Source organism: Bacillus sp. JZ39 (assembly GCF_053903145.1).
In genome coordinates, this window is the sequence record NZ_CP096389.1 from 2,406,380 (window position 1) to 2,423,420 (window position 17,041).

At 41.9% G+C, this 17,041-nt stretch carries 19 protein-coding genes; 6 read left to right on the forward strand and 13 right to left on the reverse strand.

Annotation, left to right across the window (positions count from 1 at the left end):
• Nucleotides 1–82: 82 nt before the first annotated feature.
• Nucleotides 83–382 (forward strand): LysM peptidoglycan-binding domain-containing protein, encoded by a 300-nt coding sequence (locus M1D65_RS12330; RefSeq protein WP_021480041.1) that lies wholly within the window; start codon nt 83–85, stop codon nt 380–382.
• Nucleotides 383–505: 123 nt separating this feature from the next.
• The gene (gene ispG / locus M1D65_RS12335; protein WP_010886567.1) at nt 506–1,639 is read left to right on the forward strand and encodes a flavodoxin-dependent (E)-4-hydroxy-3-methylbut-2-enyl-diphosphate synthase; all 1,134 of its coding nucleotides are present in this window, start codon (nt 506–508) and stop codon (nt 1,637–1,639) included.
• A 25-nt stretch (nt 1,640–1,664) separates the two neighbouring features.
• Here ispG and M1D65_RS12340 read toward each other — a convergent pair whose 3' ends face one another.
• Nucleotides 1,665–2,054, reverse strand: coding sequence for a DUF308 domain-containing protein (locus M1D65_RS12340; RefSeq protein WP_010886568.1), 390 nt, complete (start codon nt 2,052–2,054; stop codon nt 1,665–1,667).
• A gap of 132 nt (nt 2,055–2,186) precedes the next feature.
• Between M1D65_RS12340 and M1D65_RS12345 the strand changes: the two genes are divergently transcribed.
• A complete protein-coding gene (locus M1D65_RS12345; protein WP_021480042.1) occupies nt 2,187–2,768 on the forward strand; it encodes a nucleotidase in 582 nt (193 codons plus the stop codon).
• Nucleotides 2,769–2,810: 42 nt separating this feature from the next.
• On the opposite strand, the gene zur is transcribed toward M1D65_RS12345, so the two are convergent.
• Entirely contained in the window at nt 2,811–3,248 is a 438-nt protein-coding gene (gene zur / locus M1D65_RS12350) for a zinc uptake transcriptional repressor Zur (protein WP_004398578.1), read from the reverse strand.
• A 137-nt stretch (nt 3,249–3,385) separates the two neighbouring features.
• Entirely contained in the window at nt 3,386–4,267 is an 882-nt protein-coding gene (locus M1D65_RS12355; RefSeq protein WP_003230077.1) for a YitT family protein, read from the reverse strand.
• 115 nt (nt 4,268–4,382) lie between these two features.
• Between M1D65_RS12355 and M1D65_RS12360 the strand changes: the two genes are divergently transcribed.
• Nucleotides 4,383–4,637, forward strand: coding sequence for a DUF2624 domain-containing protein (locus M1D65_RS12360; protein WP_003230076.1), 255 nt, complete (start codon nt 4,383–4,385; stop codon nt 4,635–4,637).
• Between the two features lie 26 nt (nt 4,638–4,663).
• On the opposite strand, the gene M1D65_RS12365 is transcribed toward M1D65_RS12360, so the two are convergent.
• Nucleotides 4,664–5,557: a deoxyribonuclease IV gene (locus tag M1D65_RS12365; protein WP_009967756.1), complete on the reverse strand. Its 894-nt coding sequence runs from the start codon at nt 5,555–5,557 to the stop codon at nt 4,664–4,666.
• 9 nt (nt 5,558–5,566) lie between these two features.
• Nucleotides 5,567–6,883 carry a DEAD-box ATP-dependent RNA helicase CshB gene (gene cshB, locus M1D65_RS12370; RefSeq protein WP_021480044.1) on the reverse strand — a complete coding sequence of 439 codons (1,317 nt, stop codon included), beginning with the start codon at nt 6,881–6,883 and terminating at the stop codon, nt 5,567–5,569.
• Nucleotides 6,884–7,051: 168 nt separating this feature from the next.
• Here cshB and vrrA point away from each other — a divergent pair, with 168 nt between their 5' ends.
• Complete coding sequence (vrrA, locus tag M1D65_RS12375) at nt 7,052–7,786, forward strand: VrrA/YqfQ family protein (RefSeq protein WP_046160600.1); 735 nt, start codon at nt 7,052–7,054, stop codon at nt 7,784–7,786.
• A gap of 122 nt (nt 7,787–7,908) precedes the next feature.
• Nucleotides 7,909–8,853 (forward strand): 4-hydroxy-3-methylbut-2-enyl diphosphate reductase, encoded by a 945-nt coding sequence (locus M1D65_RS12380; protein ID WP_014477361.1) that lies wholly within the window; start codon nt 7,909–7,911, stop codon nt 8,851–8,853.
• A gap of 22 nt (nt 8,854–8,875) precedes the next feature.
• Here the strand turns inward: M1D65_RS12380 and M1D65_RS12385 are convergent, their stop codons facing one another.
• The 8 genes from M1D65_RS12385 to ccpN all read right to left on the reverse strand — a co-directional run bounded on the left by M1D65_RS12385 (nt 8,876) and on the right by ccpN (nt 16,970).
• The gene (locus M1D65_RS12385; RefSeq protein WP_161986205.1) at nt 8,876–9,997 is read right to left on the reverse strand and encodes a Nif3-like dinuclear metal center hexameric protein; all 1,122 of its coding nucleotides are present in this window, start codon (nt 9,995–9,997) and stop codon (nt 8,876–8,878) included.
• Nucleotides 9,990–10,640, reverse strand: coding sequence for a tRNA (adenine(22)-N(1))-methyltransferase TrmK (gene trmK / locus M1D65_RS12390; RefSeq protein ID WP_038829713.1), 651 nt, complete (start codon nt 10,638–10,640; stop codon nt 9,990–9,992). Before trmK ends, M1D65_RS12385 begins: the two co-directional genes overlap by 8 nt.
• 255 nt (nt 10,641–10,895) lie before the next feature.
• Nucleotides 10,896–11,258, reverse strand: coding sequence for a cytochrome c550 (gene cccA / locus M1D65_RS12395; RefSeq protein WP_003230068.1), 363 nt, complete (start codon nt 11,256–11,258; stop codon nt 10,896–10,898).
• A gap of 328 nt (nt 11,259–11,586) precedes the next feature.
• Entirely contained in the window at nt 11,587–12,702 is a 1,116-nt protein-coding gene (rpoD, locus tag M1D65_RS12400; protein ID WP_003226225.1) for an RNA polymerase sigma factor RpoD, read from the reverse strand.
• A 198-nt stretch (nt 12,703–12,900) separates the two neighbouring features.
• A complete protein-coding gene (gene dnaG, locus M1D65_RS12405; protein WP_276352934.1) occupies nt 12,901–14,712 on the reverse strand; it encodes a DNA primase in 1,812 nt (603 codons plus the stop codon).
• 33 nt (nt 14,713–14,745) lie between these two features.
• A complete protein-coding gene (locus tag M1D65_RS12410) occupies nt 14,746–15,240 on the reverse strand; it encodes a YaiI/YqxD family protein (RefSeq protein WP_003230065.1) in 495 nt (164 codons plus the stop codon).
• Between the two features lie 253 nt (nt 15,241–15,493).
• Nucleotides 15,494–16,306, reverse strand: coding sequence for a pyruvate, water dikinase regulatory protein (locus tag M1D65_RS12415; RefSeq protein ID WP_124072956.1), 813 nt, complete (start codon nt 16,304–16,306; stop codon nt 15,494–15,496).
• 25 nt (nt 16,307–16,331) lie between these two features.
• Entirely contained in the window at nt 16,332–16,970 is a 639-nt protein-coding gene (gene ccpN / locus M1D65_RS12420) for a transcriptional regulator CcpN (protein WP_003237058.1), read from the reverse strand.
• Nucleotides 16,971–17,041: the final 71 nt, after the last annotated feature.

Here is a 17,041-nt window from a genome sequence, read left to right on the forward strand (position 1 = left end):
TTCGCAGTCTCTTTTCTTTTGTCATGAATCGAAATGGACAAGCATACTATGATATAAAATTTCGTATGCGGGAGGAAAAGCGATGAAGCGTCTCACCTTAGTATGCAGCATTGTTTTTATACTTTTTATTCTTTTTTATGACCTTAAAATTGGAACAATACCCATTCAGGACCTCCCTGTCTATGAAGCATCAGCAAAAACGGCTGCACAAGAACCGGCTTATAAAACGGTGAAGGTAAAGCCGGGTGATACGGTTATGTCGATAGTCGGATCAGCAGGTTCTCCGGATGACATTGTAAAGGATTTTGAAGCACTGAATCCAAATGTGAAAGCCAATGACATTCAAGCGGGAACAGCGTATAAATTCCCGGTCTACCCTTAATTTAACGTTAATTTCTTGTCAGTTCGGCGAAGACACTGTTACAATGTAATTTGTAAAAAAAAATTCACATAAACCATACTAGAATTGTTATATCTAGAAGCGGCAACTACAATTAAGGAGCGATTGCAAGTGAGTGAAATCACACATCGTACAAAAACGCGTCCCGTCAAAGTGGGACCTTTAACAATAGGCGGCAACAATGAAGTTGTCATCCAAAGCATGACAACAACAAAAACACATGATGTAGAAGCAACGGTTGCGGAAATTAACCGTTTGGCTGAAGCCGGATGCCAAATCGTTCGGGTAGCATGTCCGGATGAACGGGCAGCAAACGCCATTGCGGATATTAAAAAGCGCATTTCCATTCCTCTCGTTGTTGACATACATTTCGATTATAAACTTGCGTTGAAAGCCATTGAAGGCGGCGCAGATAAAATCCGAATCAACCCCGGCAACATCGGCCGGCGCGAAAAAGTTGAAGCGGTTGTTAAAGCGGCCAAAGACAAAGGCATTCCGATCAGAATCGGAGTAAACGCCGGTTCATTGGAAAAACGTATTTTAGAAAAATACGGTTATCCGACTGCCGATGGAATGGTAGAAAGCGCACTTCATCACATTAAAATTCTTGAGGATCTTGATTTTCACGATATTATTGTCAGCATGAAGGCCTCTGACGTGAACCTTGCAATCGAGGCTTATGAAAAAGCGGCGAAAGCGTTTGACTACCCGCTTCACCTCGGGATCACCGAGTCAGGAACGCTGTTTGCCGGCACAGTAAAGAGCGCAGCAGGACTCGGCGCCATTTTAAGCAAAGGCATCGGGAACACCATGCGCATTTCACTAAGCGCAGACCCTGTAGAAGAGGTAAAAGTAGCAAGGGAGCTTCTGAAATCTTTCGGCTTAGCCTCCAATGCTGCCACGCTCATCTCATGTCCGACTTGCGGCCGTATTGAGATTGATCTAATCAGCATTGCCAATGAAGTGGAAGAGTATATTTCTAAGATAAAAGCGCCGATTAAAGTTGCTGTTCTCGGCTGCGCTGTAAACGGACCTGGTGAAGCGAGAGAAGCTGATATCGGAATCGCCGGCGCACGCGGTGAAGGACTGCTGTTCCGGAAAGGGAAAATTGTCCGTAAGGTTCCAGAGGAAACGATGGTAGAAGAACTCAAAAAAGAAATTGACATTCTTGCTGAGGAACACTACGCAAAACTTGAAGCTGAAAAAGCAAAATTAAAAGAAGAAACACAAAAAGCTTGACGGGAACCCGTCAAGCTTTTTTGTGTTAGAAAAATGGAATAATAAATATTCCAAGCACTAATGAAACGACACCGATACCCATTGCCCAGGCACCAAGGCCTTGAGCACCTCTTCTTCTTGCGATATAGCCGACAATAATACCGGCAGCTCCCAATAAAACAGGCAGTACAAACAATGAAATGATGGACAAGGCTAAAGCGATGTACCCTATTCCACGTCCTTCATTGACATTGCCGCCGCTGCGATCATTGTCTTGGTCATTGCTGCGGTCAGCAGCACGATAAGGCTCTGCGATTTCAGCAGCTGTTTCCTCAAAAAAACCGTCATTGTCGCGGGTAATATTTGTCCCTTCAGATCCATGATCAACATAGTAACTGTTGTTATCACGCTTTTCGTAATCGTTTGCCACCTTCAATTCCCCCTTCTGTTTTATTAAAGGAGCTTTTATAGTTTGATCCATTTTGCCTGATTCATGTTTGCTAAACTTTTCTGTTAATGTCAATTGTTTATGTTACACTTGAAGGGATGAAACTGAAGGAGTGTGGGCATGTTACGCTTAGGAATAGATATTGACGGCACAATCACGGCTCAGGATACATTCGTCCCTTATTTGAACCGTTCGTTTAATCTTTCCATTTCATTAAACGATATGACGGATTATGATTTAACAAAGCTGTTAAACATTACCCAGGAAGAATTTTGGGATTGGATGAATCAAAATGAAGCGATCATATATAAGGAAGCATTGCTTGCACAGCATGCGAAACAGTCACTTGATCTTCTCAAAGAGGAGCACAAGCTTATTTATATTACAGCGAGACGGACTCATTTAACTGATATTACCTATGAATGGTTTGAGAGACAAAACATTCATTATGACCACATCGAACTCGTTGGCGGTCATCACAAAGTTGAAGCGGTCAAGAATCATAACATCGACCTGTTTTTTGAGGATCATCACGGTAACGCCATGATGATTGCGAAAGAAGCCGGGATACCGGTGATTTTGTTCAATTCCCCTTATAATCAGCTTCCGATTGATTCAAACATCATCAGAGTAAACAACTGGCTAGAAGCCGTTCAATGGATGAACAACAACAAACATCACTTAATACGCGTCAATAACTGAAAAAGGAGCCCAAACCGGGCCCCTTATTCATATATACGCATTTTACGCAGTAGTGTTTTCTTGGTTTTCCGCTGTACAATCAGGGCATGTGCCATAAATCTCAAATTTATGCCCGCTGACCTGATAGCCATCCAAATCATCACAAAGCTTGTCCATCGGACATGATTCAATTTCCTTTGTTTTGCCGCAGGCAAGACAAATAAAATGATGGTGGTGATGGGTGAATGAACACTTAAATCGGAAGAGCTTTTCACCGGACAGCTCAGTTGTTTCCAAAATCCCAAGTTCTTCATATAAAGAAAGATTTCTGTAGATTGTATCAAAGCTTAAGCCTGGATAATCATCATTCAGTGCAGACAGTACGTTTTTAGCGGTAAGATATCTGTCTGAATCAGCAAAAAGCTGCAGCATATCCTCCCGTTTGTTTGTATATTTATATCCGTTTTCTTTTAGTAGGTTCAACGCTTCTTGTACGTTCATGAAGGGTCCCCCTTTTCGCTTTGCTTAAGAACGTATCACATGTATGAAAAAGAAAATGGCAGCTGTCTGTCCAGCAAGCCATTTTCTTTACTGCAGATAAAATTATACCCATAAAATGAATAAAAGTAAATGAAAGCCTAGTGGATTGCGTTTTTGAATTTTCCGCCTCTCGTTTCATGAGTATTCATAATTGTTATGAATGCATTTTGATCAACTTCAAACACGATCGATTTGAGCTTTGTCACTTCCAGCCTTGTGACAACCGCGTAAATTACGTCTTTTTCTTCGTCCGTATATCCGCCTTTCCCCTTCAGCTTCGTTGTGCCCCGACCGAGACGGTGCAAAATCGCGTCGGAAATCTCATCATACTGCTCAGACACAATAATGACAGCTTTTGTTTCATCAAGCCCTTGGATCACGGCATCAATCGTTTTCATCGCAATATAATAAGTCATGAATGAGTACATCGCTTGCTCAGGACCGAACACAAAAACTGCCCAAATGAAAATGAACACATTGATGAACATAACGAACTCACCTACTGAAAACGGGAGTTTTTTGGTCAGCAAAATACCGAGAATTTCTGTACCATCCATTGAACCTCCGTTTCGAATAACAAGCCCGACGCCAAAGCCGAGTAAAAGACCTCCGAACACAGTAGCCAAAATAGGCTGGGTTGTAATGGCTTCTACATGGTGAAGTGAGGATTCAATAACGGCAAGCCCGACAATCCCTATAAACGTAGAGACTAGAAAGGTCTTACCGATATATTTATATCCGAAGATCATAAAAGGAATATTTAATATGACAACGAAAAAAGCGAAATTCAGAAAGGGGTTTGACATAAAGAGGTGGTCTAAAATAAGTGATACACCGATAATCCCGCCATCAATAAAATCATTGGGGATTAAAAATAATTCAATACTTACAGCCGCAGATGCAGCTCCTACCAGAATCATAAAGACCCTGAAAATAAAATGGGTAAATGTTTCTTTCTTATGTTGTTTTGTTGGGGTCATAAAATCTCCTTTCCTGCAATAACTATTTTAAATACATTATAAATCTATTTTACCATTAAACACTGACACATTTTACTGATTTGCCCATACATTAAGTCTGGAGGTGGATTGACCGATGATTTTATTTCAAAGAATTATTTTACAGCGGCTTAATCAGGCTACTGCTGATGATTTGCTGAAGTACTCAAAACAATACGGAATCAGCTTAACAAGATCGCAGGCCGTTGAAGTAGCGAACCTGTTATACGGGAAAAATGTAAACATCTTTAATGAGAGTGAACGAATGCGGCTGCTGAAACAAGTAGAGACGATTACATCGAAAGAAACAGCTCAAACAGTTAATGAACTATTCAAACAATTTACAAGCTAAAAAATGGGGGTGTTATCCCCCATTTTTTATTGCTGTAAAATCTTTTCGAGCAATGTATCATCAAATTGTTTTTCTTTCAGCATTTCAATCTCAAAACGGTATGGCGGTTTTTTGTTCTTTTTATCTTCACCGACGTATGGTGTTTCAAGAATTTTTGGAATGTCTTTTAACTGCTCATGGTGAACAACATATTGCAGTGCGTCAAAACCTATTTCACCAAAGCCAATATTTTCATGGCGGTCTTTTCTCGCACCTTTGACATTTTTGCTGTCATTGATATGAAGCACTTTAATACGGTCAATGCCAATGATTTTATCGAACTCATTTAGCACTCCGTCAAAGTCTTCGACAATGTTATACCCGGCATCATGTGTATGGCACGTGTCAAAGCACACTGACAACTGCTCATTGTGTGTAACGCCTTCGATAATCTGCGCAAGCTCCTCAAAGCTTCTGCCGCATTCTGATCCTTTTCCAGCCATTGTTTCTAATGCAATCTGGACATTTTGATTCGGATCAATCACTTCATTTAAGCCTTCAATAATTTTTTTGATGCCGGCTTCAGCTCCTGCCCCTACGTGAGCGCCAGGATGAAGGACAATTTGCTTGGCTCCGATGGCCGCTGTCCGTTCAATTTCTGAACGAAGAAAATCAACACCCAGCTCAAAAGTGGACGGATTTGTCGTGTTGCCAATATTAATAATATAAGGCGCGTGTACGATAATCTCGTCAATGCCATTTTCTTGCATATGTGCCCGGCCTGCTTCTATATTTAAGTCTTCAATTTTCTTTCGGCGCGTATTTTGCGGTGCGCCTGTATAGATCATAAACGTATTCGCCCCATAAGAGACTGCTTCCTGGCTTGCAGCCAGAAGCATATGTTTTCCGCTCATAGAGACGTGTGAGCCTATTCTCAGCAACAGGTTCCCCTACTTTCTTTTCTTAGATTGGTTTCTTCTCTGTTTTTTCTTGATTTTCTCCATCTCATAGCTCATTTTCTTTTTATACCCAGGCTTAACCTTCTTCGGCTTTTTCACGAGACGATGAGCAATTTCATCCGCTTCATTCGGCGTTTTTTTACGCTTTTTGCGGCGCTGACGGTCATCGCCTTTTTTCCATTCGCCCTTTTCAAGCTCTAAGTAATCAAATTCGATGCCCATTTTTTCAAGTCTTACTAATGCATCCTCATCAGTAAGCTCATAAATGGTCATCGCTTGTCCTGATGAGCCGGCACGAGCCGTTCTGCCCACACGGTGAACATAGAAATCGAGATCATCCGGCAGCTCATAGTTGATAACATGGCTGACACCTTTAATATCAATACCTCTTGCGGCAAGGTCAGTTGCAATGATATATGTGAATTCCAAATCATTGATCTGCTTCATGACTTTTTTCCGCTCACGTGGTGTTAATCCGCCGTGCAGCAAGCCGATTTTCATGCCTTTGCCAGTCAGATACTGGGCAATATGGTCAGCCGTATTTTTCGTGTTGGCAAACACAATCCCCAGGTATGGATTCAGATGCGACATGATGTCAAAAAGGAGCTTGTCCTTGTCACGATGTTTCGAAGGAATGAGGATATGCTCGATTTTCGCAGCAGTCACCTGTTTTGGCTCCACATGGGCGTATTTCGGATTTTCCATGTATTTCTTCAAGAATGGTTTCAGCTTTTCCGGTATGGTCGCTGAGAACACAAGCATTTGCAGATCCTCAGGCATGCGGGAACCGATGTAATCTACATCTGCAAGAAATCCCATGTCCAGCATTAAATCCGCTTCATCAATAACAAGAGATTCCGCTTTATGAACACTTAACGCCTGTTCTTTGATTAAGTCAGCAATCCGTCCGGGTGTACCGACAACAAGATGCGGCTGTATTTTCAATTTATCAATTGATTTTTGTTTATCAGTGCCTCCGATAAAACATTTCGAGCGAATCTGACTGCCTTCCTCACCCTGCGTGATTTTAAGCGCTTCCTGATAAATCTGGTTGGCTAGCTCTCTTGTCGGAGCCGTAATGACTACCTGAACGACATCCTTAGCAGGATCGATTTTGTTTAATAAAGGCAGTAAATAAGCGTGAGTCTTTCCAGTACCCGTCTGAGACTGGCCGATGACGCTTTCTTTTTTTAACACTGCAGGAATCAGCCTTTTCTGGATATCAGTCGGTTCGTAAAAACCAAGGCGATGTACTGCATCTATAATAAATGGTTTCAATTCATAAAGTTCAAATTTCGTTTCTTTCATTTTTCCCAGCTCCTTAAAGCGGCACATTATGTGTCCATCATCACATTATACCCGATTTTGCTTAAAAACACCACGTTTGCAAGGCGTTTGTTTTATTCAGTTATGTAAAGCAAATACCGCAGCCCATGCATATTCTAATAGCAGAGAGAGCTGAAAGGAGGTACAAGTATGTTTTCACCGCAGCAGCCAATGAGAAATTACCCACAGCCCGGACCGCCCCGCCCCATGCCAAATCAGCGAATGATGGGCAGAAGACCGCCTAATATGCGAGGACCTTCATTTGGAGCACAGCAGCAAGGTTTTCAGCAAGCCGGACAATTTCTTCCTCAGGCAAATGCCGGAGCGAGAAATGGTGCAGGTGCAGGCGGAGGCTTAAAAGGAATGCTGTCAAGATTCCTACCCGGCGGGGGAGGCGCTGGCAGCGCCGGAGTTCCAGGAGCAGGTGCCGCAGCGAGCGGAGGTGCTGGCCTGCAAGGCATTCAAAATATCGCCAATCCTGCATCATTATCCAGTATGCTTGGAAATGTGCAAAAAGTACTCGGCATGGCGCAGCAAGTCACCCCTATGATCCAGCAGTACGGCCCATTAGTCCGAAATCTGCCAGCAATGATGAAGCTGTACAGCCAATTAAGTAAAAGTGATGATACTGAAACAGAGGCCAATGAGGAAAGTGAAAAACAATCCGTTTCAGAAGAATCATCAGAAAAAGAAAAAGAGACTGAAACAAAAACCTCAGATGGGAACAAAAAATCAAAACCAAAAAGTTCTTCTCTCCCAAAAAAATCTAAAACAACTGACAATAAAGAACAAGAATCAAAAACATCTGCCCCGATGAAAAAGGAAGCTGCCTCTCCTGCTCCGAAAAGAACATCAGGCAGTTCAAAACCGAGATTATATATTTAACATTCTTTGATATCTGAAGTGAGATTGGCTATAATGAGATCAGAAGAATGCAAGAATAGAGCCGTTTGATTACGGCTTTTTATATTGCCTTTACTCACTTCAGTATTGGAGGACAACCGAAAATGGACGTAATTAAAATTTCACCGCGCGGCTATTGCTATGGTGTTGTTGATGCTATGGTCATTGCCAAAAATGCGTCACTAGATAAAAGCTTGCCAAGACCCATCTATATACTCGGGATGATTGTTCATAATAAACACGTCACTGATGCGTTTGAAGAGGAAGGGATTTTTACATTGGACGGCTCTAACCGTCTGGACATCTTAAAGCAGGTTGACAAAGGAACTGTCATTTTCACTGCGCACGGTGTTTCTCCCGAAGTCAGAAGAATCGCAGAAGAAAAAGGGTTAGTCGCAATTGATGCTACATGTCCGGATGTGACGAAAACTCATAATCTAATCTTAGAGATGAAAGAAAAAGGATATCACGTAATCTATATCGGCAAAAAAGGGCATCCAGAGCCTGAGGGAGCCGTTGGCGTAGCGCCGGAGATCGTTCACTTAGTTGAAACAGAAGAAGATGTAAAGAACCTTGATATCCAAGCAGAGAAGTTAATCGTGACGAATCAAACAACAATGTCTCAATGGGATGTCCACGACATTATGGAGCTTGTCAAAGAAAAATATCCTCATGTCGAATATCACCAAGAGATTTGCCTCGCTACTCAAGTGCGGCAGGAAGCTGTATCAGAGCAGGCAAAAAAAGCGGACTTAACAATCGTTGTCGGAGACCCGAAAAGCAACAATTCAAATAGGCTTGCTCAAGTGTCAGAGGAAATAGCCGGGACAAAAGCATACCGGATCGGCGACTTAAGCGAATTGAAGCTCGAATGGCTGAAAGGCGTTAATACCGTTGCAGTTACAGCGGGAGCTTCAACACCGACGCCGATCACAAAAGAAGTCATTCGCTTTTTAGAGCAGTTTGATCACGAAGATCCATCAACTTGGACAACTGAACATAATATACCGCTCAAAAAAATACTTCCAAAAGTAAAAGCAAAAAACTGAGGCTGTAAAAGCCTCAGTTTTTTTATAGAAATGTAAATGGATTTGTATCTGTTTCAGAAACAAAGATATTCACATCAAACTTTTTATCATTACACATTGATGTCAGTTTTCTCGTGACGCCTTCTTTCATGATTTTTTCCGCGTAATGGCCCGGATCAACCACATTTAGGCCAAGCATCATCGCATCATGGGCCACATGGAAGTATAAATCTCCTGTGACGTAAACATCGGCTCCCTTTCGTTTTGCATGATGAATATACTTGTTTCCATCTCCACCAAGAACAGCTACCTTTTTCACCATGCTGTCAGCATCCCCCACCATTCTGACACCATTGACGTCAAGCTTGTCTTTCACAAATAAAGCGAATTCCTTAAGCGTCATCTCATTTTTAAGGGTTCCGACACGGCCGAGCCCTTTTTCGGCGGGAGTCTGTTCGACAGGATAGATATCGTAAGCGACTTCTTCATATGGATGGCTTTTTATCATTGCGTTGATAACAGCTTTTTCGATGCTGTTAGGAAATACAGTCTCAAGTCTTACTTCATGAACAAGCTCAAGCTCTCCCACTTCACCGATAAAAGGCTTAGCTCCGTCCAATGGCTTAAAGCTGCCGATTCCTTCAGATGAAAACGCGCAATGGCTGTATTCACCGATATGGCCGGCCCCCGCATTTCCGACCGCGGCTCTGACCTGCTCTTCATATTCCTTCGGCACGTAAACTGCCAGCTTTTTCAGAGGATCCGTATAAGTAGGCGCCAGCACTTCCGTCTCACTCAGCTCTAATGCTTCAGCAAGCAAATCATTCACGCCGCCGTCCGCAACGTCTAAATTTGTATGAGCTGCATAAACAGCAATATCATGCTTCAAACACTTTTCAATTAACCTTCCGGCAGGCTGATCTGTTGAAATATGCTTTAGCGGCCGGAAAATAGGAGGATGGTGTGCAATAATCAAGTCAACCTCTTTTTCAATCGCTTCATCGATAACGCTCTCTAACACATCAAGTGTAACCATCACATTTTTAATTGGTTTGTTTAAAGTGCCGATTTGCAGGCCGATTTTATCTCCTTCAACCGCATAGGCTTTCGGGGAAAATTGTTCAAACAGCTGGATGATCTGCTGCCCATTTACACTTTTAGCCATGATCGATTACCTCCTTTAACAGCTCCATTCGATCGGCGAGCTCCTTTAATTTTTGTTTGTTTTGCTCTGTATCTGCCGCTTGGCTGATCTGTTCATAGATGCTTTGAGTGTGCTGAAGCTCTTGTGTCCACTTTTTCAAAAAGACAGCATTTTTTTCTTTTGCCAAGAAAGGGCCGACGAGCATCCCGGCTGATAAAGAAATACCGTCATAAGCCGCATCCCTGTCTCCCTCTTCTGCTACCAGCACCTCATAGCACTTTCCGTCCTCTTCAAGGATTACCTCATCTATCAGCGCATATCCTTCTTTATAAAGCCACTCCCTGATATGAACAGCATGAATATTCGGCTGTAAAATGAGCCGTTCCTTCCCCGTTAATTTGTCTTTGCCCGCTTCTAAAATGTGAGCGATCAAAGCCCCGCCCATTCCGGCAATCGTAATGGCATCAGCTTCACCTTTTTTAATCACTTCCAGTCCGTCTCCCTGCCTTACAGAAATGTGCGAGTTTAAGCCTGATTTTTCAACCTGCCGCTTTGCAGACAAAAACGGGCCGTCTGTTATTTCTCCGGCAATCGCTCCGCTGGCTTTATGATTCAGCACCGCATAACAAGGAAGGTATGCGTGATCAGAGCCGATATCGGCCATCACCGCTCCATTCGGTATGTACTCCGCTACTGTTTGCAATCGTTTAGATAATTTTAATTCGTTCACTTGTCATCACAACTTTTCTCAATCAATTTTTCCTTTACTATCATATAAAAAATCAGCCCGGAATCCAAGCTGAAGCAAATGATTTTGAAATTATTTCTTTTGATGCCGGTCTGCACGCGGCATCAAAAATAAAAGGCTGTCGAGAACATCTCGGCGGCCTGTGAATGTATAAAGAGAAAAATGGTTCTTTTATTTAATTTTTGACACCCACTCTGCCATATCATCCAGCTTATCGGCCGGAACAAGACCGGAAGGCATTCCATTACCGCCTTTTTCGATCTTTGTTTTAATTTCAGCGACATCTTTCTTATCCCCTACACCTTTTAAGCTCGGACCCGAAACACCTTCATAATTTTCTCCGTGGCATGCGATGCAGTTTGCCTTGTAAATTTCTTCTGGTGAAGCGTTCGCATCTTTCTTTTCAGCAGATTTGCTTTCTCCTCCGCTCGCAATCTCCCGAGAGTCATCAAGTCCTTTTACTGATAAAAAGAAAGTTAGACCAATTCCTAAAACAGCGATCAGCAAAAATGGAATAAGCGGGTTCCATTTCATTTCCCTTCCCCCTTTTTGATCCTTCCCCCTATGTAAACACTTCTAATTCTAACTTATTTTTACAAAAAGTAAATGGATTGCTATACAAAAGTTTTTTATTCACACTTTATACAAAATTGAATAGAAACATGCCTAAATCTCTAATATCCTTTTTATTCTATTGTATAATGTATTGTATACGCTTACAATAGAAAATATGGAATTAGATTTTGAAATTTTTCACCACAATGTTCATTTGCAAATGACATCATTTTTCAGTAAAATAAAGGCATATTATCCATATATCTTTTTAAAAAAAGAAGAACGGATCTTCAAGACCCGTTCCATCTTATTCGAGGAAATCTTTCAAACGTTTACTTCTGCTAGGATGTCTTAGTTTCCGCAACGCTTTGGCTTCGATTTGTCGAATACGCTCTCTCGTTACTCCAAATACTTTGCCGACCTCTTCTAATGTTCTTGTACGGCCGTCATCAAGACCGAATCGAAGACGCAATACATTTTCTTCACGATCAGTTAACGTATCAAGCACATCTTCCAGCTGCTCTTTCAATAGCTCGTATGCAGCGTGGTCAGAAGGTGAAGTTGCTTCTTGATCTTCAATGAAATCACCAAGGTGCGAGTCATCCTCTTCACCGATCGGTGTTTCCAGAGATACCGGCTCTTGAGCAATCTTTAAGATTTCGCGTACTTTTTCAGGCGTTAAATCCATATCTTCCGCAATTTCTTCAGGTGTTGGTTCTCTGCCTAAGTCTTGCAGTAATTGACGCTGCACACGAATTAATTTATTAATGGTTTCAACCATATGAACGGGAATCCGGATCGTTCTCGCCTGATCGGCAATGGCGCGTGTAATCGCCTGTCTGATCCACCACGTAGCATACGTACTGAATTTATAACCTTTGCGATAATCAAATTTTTCAACGGCTTTCATCAGACCCATGTTTCCTTCCTGGATCAGATCAAGGAACAGCATACCGCGTCCGACATACCGTTTTGCGATACTGACAACAAGCCGCAGGTTCGCTTCAGCCAATCTGCGTTTAGATTCTTCGTCACCTTCTTCAATCTTTTGAGCGTAGGCGATTTCTTCTTTTGCAGAAAGAAGGTTAACCCGACCGATTTCCTTTAAATACATACGAACTGGGTCATTGATTTTAACGCCAGGCGGTACACTTAGGTCATTAAGGTCAAATTCTTCTTCGGCTTTGGCAAGCTGCTGAATATTAGGATCTTCTGTTTCTTCATTCTCACTAATTAATTCAACACCTTGTTCACCTAAAAATTCATAATACTCATCCATTTGGTCTGATTCAATTTCAAAGCTGGACATACGCTCAGCAATTTCTTCATATGTCAAAACGCCACGTTTTTTACCAGACTCTGTTAATTGCTCTTTTACTTGGTCGAATGTTAATTCTGTCTCGTGGGTTTGTTTATCAGCCATTATGGATCCCTCCTTCCAAAGCTTGCAACGAATTCTATAAGCGGTATGATTCTTATTCGGTCCATTCAGGCGTTTTCTATGTGAACTGCCTTTAACAATGTGCGAATAATGAAATGACAATTCATGATGAGGTTAAGCGATCTATTTGCTCCTCCGCAAGGAATCATTGCCAATACATGCTCCTCATCAGTTCTCCAGTTATTTTAAAGATCGGTTCAATGTAACGATTTCTTGAGCCAGAGAAGCAGCTCTTATAAAATCTTTTTGCCTTTCGGCTTCGGCTCTTTCCGCCTCTTTTTCTTTTATCATTGACCAATTTCTTTGATTCAACACTTTTTTTACATAATCTGATAACTCGGCTTCGCTAAGCTCTTGATTAACCTGAAGCATTAATATATCAGACAAGAGCTGGCTTATATGATCATCCGTCACCCTGGCCATCAGATGCTGAGGCGTCAGCTCGGCTCCCTCTTCATAAAAAGCATAAAGATAGGCGGCTAATGCCCGGTGCTCATCAATATTAAATTGAAACCCTACCCGGTCAATCACTTTTTTGATGACGCTCCGATCTCGAAGCATGTGAGCGAGTAACAGCCTTTCTGCATTTTCATACGCCGGACGCAAACGTTTTTGCCTTGCTTTTGTCGTCAGATGCGCTCGCCGCGTTTTTGTTTCACCGCTATTGTCAGCAGGTTTGTTTTGCTTGCTGAAAACAGACAGCTGCTCAGTTAAAGACTCCTGTGAAAGCGAAAACTCTGAAGCAAGCTGCTTTACATAGACTTCCTGCTCTAGAGACCCTGAAAGCGTGCTGATTTCTTTCAGTACGTCTTTAATGTAAGCCAGGCGGTCGCCTTCATCGGACAGGTTCTTTCCTTTTCGGAAATATTGCATTTTGAACGCCATTACGGTGACACTGGCGTCAATAATGTCGTTTTTAAATTTTTCCCCGCCGAATTTTTTGATGTAATCATCAGGGTCCAATCCGTCAGGAATCATTGCAACTCTGACTTTGCAGCCTTTTTTTTGCAGAAGCTCCGAAGCTTTTAAGGTGGCTTCATAACCGGCTTTATCAGAGTCATAGCAAAGAATGATTTCTTCGACGTTTCTTCTCAGGATCTTGACATGATCATCTGTAAGAGACGTTCCCATCGTGGCTATGCTTTCTTTTACACCCGAGCTTACAGCCGATATGACATCAGCAAACCCTTCAAATAAGACTGCTCTTTCCTGCTTTCTGATATGAAGGCGGGCCTTATAAAAATTGTAAAGCAGTTTACTTTTATGAAAGAGCGGGGTTTCAGGACTGTTCATATACTTAGGCTGCTGACTGCCAAGAGCCCTGCCCGAGAAAGCAACAACAGCCCCGTGATGATCATGGATCGGAAACATGACACGGTTTCTGAAGCGGTCGAAATATCCGCTTCCGTCTTCGCGTCTGATCAGGAGACCCGCTTTTTCCATTTGTGCCTCACTAAATCCCCTCTTTACAAGGAATTTCGTGATAAAGTCCCAAGAATCAAGAGCATAGCCAATCTGAAATTCATCAATCAGCTCTTTCGTAAAGCCCCTAGAAAGCAGATAATCCAGTGCCTCTTGACCTTCTTTTGTATTTATTAACAAATGATGGTAAAATTTCTTCAGGAGCTCATGTGCCTCAGCCATTTTTTGTTCTCCAGAAGACTCTGGCCGGGCTCCGGAATGGACTGTTATATCATCTGGAAAATCAATTTGGTATTTGTCAGCAAGGTGAGAAACCGACTCGGCAAATGAGTAGCCTTCCATCTGCCTTAAAAAAGAGAAAACATTGCCGCCCGCTCCGCAGCCAAAGCAATGAAAAATCTGTTTGTCGGGCGATACGGAAAACGAAGGTGTGCTTTCTCCATGAAAAGGACAGAGTCCAAAGTAGTTTCGGCCTTGCTTCTTTAATTGAACATAATCACCTATGACTTCAACGATATCTGCCGACTTTTGCACCTGATCCACAATTTCATCTGGTATCCGATTTCCCATCTTATAACACTCCGTCGTACATTATTCGATGCTTTAGTGCAAAATCCCTTCATCGTTCGACAGGATTTTTTGCAGCAGTGTAATAAATCGTTCTCGATCTTCTTTATTCAATTTTTTAGGCCCTTTGGCATATACGCCTTTTCTTCTTTGTTTGCCGGAAAAATGACGGCCCTCTAGAGCAAAATCAATCGTGTCTTCTTTGTAAAGACGACCTCTTTCCGACATAACGGAGACATTTCTGTTCAACAGCAGAGATGCTAATCCGATGTCCTGCGTCACAACAATATCTCCCGGTTTCACGTGATTTGCGATATATAAATCAGCAGCTTCTTTATGAGGATCAACATACTTCCATTTTTCTTCATTGCTTCTGGAAAGCTGATAATGTTCAAATGAAGCGACAAAAAGAACTTGAACTTCATACTCGGATGCTGTTTGTAAAATTTCATCTTTTACCGGACAAGCATCAGCATCGACAAAAATCGTCTTTTCTTGTTCATTAAGAAGAGTAATTCTCCATCCCTCCATTAAACTCCTGCATAAAAGCAAGCAAAATCGCACATCCTTTATTATTGTGGATGTATATGAATTTGTCGAAAAATTTCCGGGAGAAATTCTTGACATCTTACCCATAATAGTTTATTCGTATCACACGATCCTTAAACCTAAAATTAATCATTTTATCACAATTTTTTATTATAATACAAACTTCACAAAGATGCTATTGTTTTTCATTATTCCCTTTTGGCACAGCCAAAAACCCAGGATAGAGCGTCCTGAGTTATATGTTTTTTGTTTTGAGATGATGGATAATATTTGCTGTTTCCTCAACCGCTTTATTTGAAACATCAACAACTTGGCAGCCGATCCGATCCACAATCTTTTCGAAATACTCGAGTTCCTCTTTGATTCTGTTGATATTTGCATAAATCGCTTTATCATTAAGCCCGAGTGATTTTAAACGTTCTTTTCTGATATGATTCAGTTTATCAGGGCTAATCTTTAAACCGATGCATTTTTTCGGATCAACGTTAAAGAGTTCTTCCGGCGGATCAACCTCCGGTACAATCGGAACATTGGCAACCTTCAGGCGTTTGTGTGCGAGATATTGAGACAGCGGTGTTTTAGACGTTCTTGACACGCCGATCAAAACGATATCAGCTTTTAAAATTCCTCTTGGATCACGTCCATCATCGTATTTAACTGCAAACTCGATGGCCTCCACTTTTTTGAAATAATCTTCATCAAGCTGGCGCACCCGCCCCGGTTCGTATTTCGCTGTTAAACCGTAGGCTGTTTCCATTTTATCAATCAACGGGCCGATAATATCATAATATAAAACTTTTGCTTTTTCCGCTTCGGCTATCAAATATTCTCTGATTTCCGGCACCACGAGTGTAAAACAGATAATGCCGCCGTCTGCCTTTGCAAGTGAAATCACTTCATTGATAGTGCCTATATCTTCAACATAAGGAATTCTTCTTACATGAGTATCATCCGCTGATCCGTTAAATTGGCTGAGTGCTGCTTTTACTACCAATTCAGCCGTTTCACCGACGGAATCCGATACAACATAGATGATGCGGTTATTCATATTATCCCCCCGTTAGTTTGCAATCTTATAGGATTTCATTTTCAGATAAACTGACAAGTATTTTGGTCATATTTGTTTTTGTCACTCTGCCGATCACTTCAAAGCCTTTATCGGTGTCTTTGATGACAGGCAGTGCATCAATTTGTTTTTCTATTAAGTGCTTTGCAATGTCCATCACATAATCCTCGCGTCTGCACACCGTAATGTTCGGCATCCTTGTCATGATGATGTGAACAGGGACCGATGTAAGCTCCTGCTGGCCAATGCTCGCTCTGAGCAAGTCTTTTCGTGAAAGCACCCCGACTAAAACAGCATCGCGGTCCACCACAAACAGAGTACCTACATCTTCTAAAAACATGGTGCAAATCGCATCGTACACAGAAACGTTTTCGTGAATCACTACGGGGATAGATTGAAAGTCTTTCACCTGAAGCTTTTTGAGTTTATCCGCCAAAAGCTGCGTGCCGGTTTTTCCCGTATAGAAATAACCGACTCTCGGGCGCGCCTCGAGGAATCCTGACATGGTGAGTATGGCTAAATCCGGGCGCAATGTCGCCCTGGTTAGGTTCAGCTTTTCTGCAATATGCTCCCCTGTAATCGGCCCGTTTTCTTTTACAATCTGCAAAATATGTTCTTGCCGTTTATTTAGTTCGATCGTACTCACCACCTTTTCACTTCATAGCTATGTAAAGAAATAATAATCCATATTATAACGTAAATATCTTGTAATCAAAC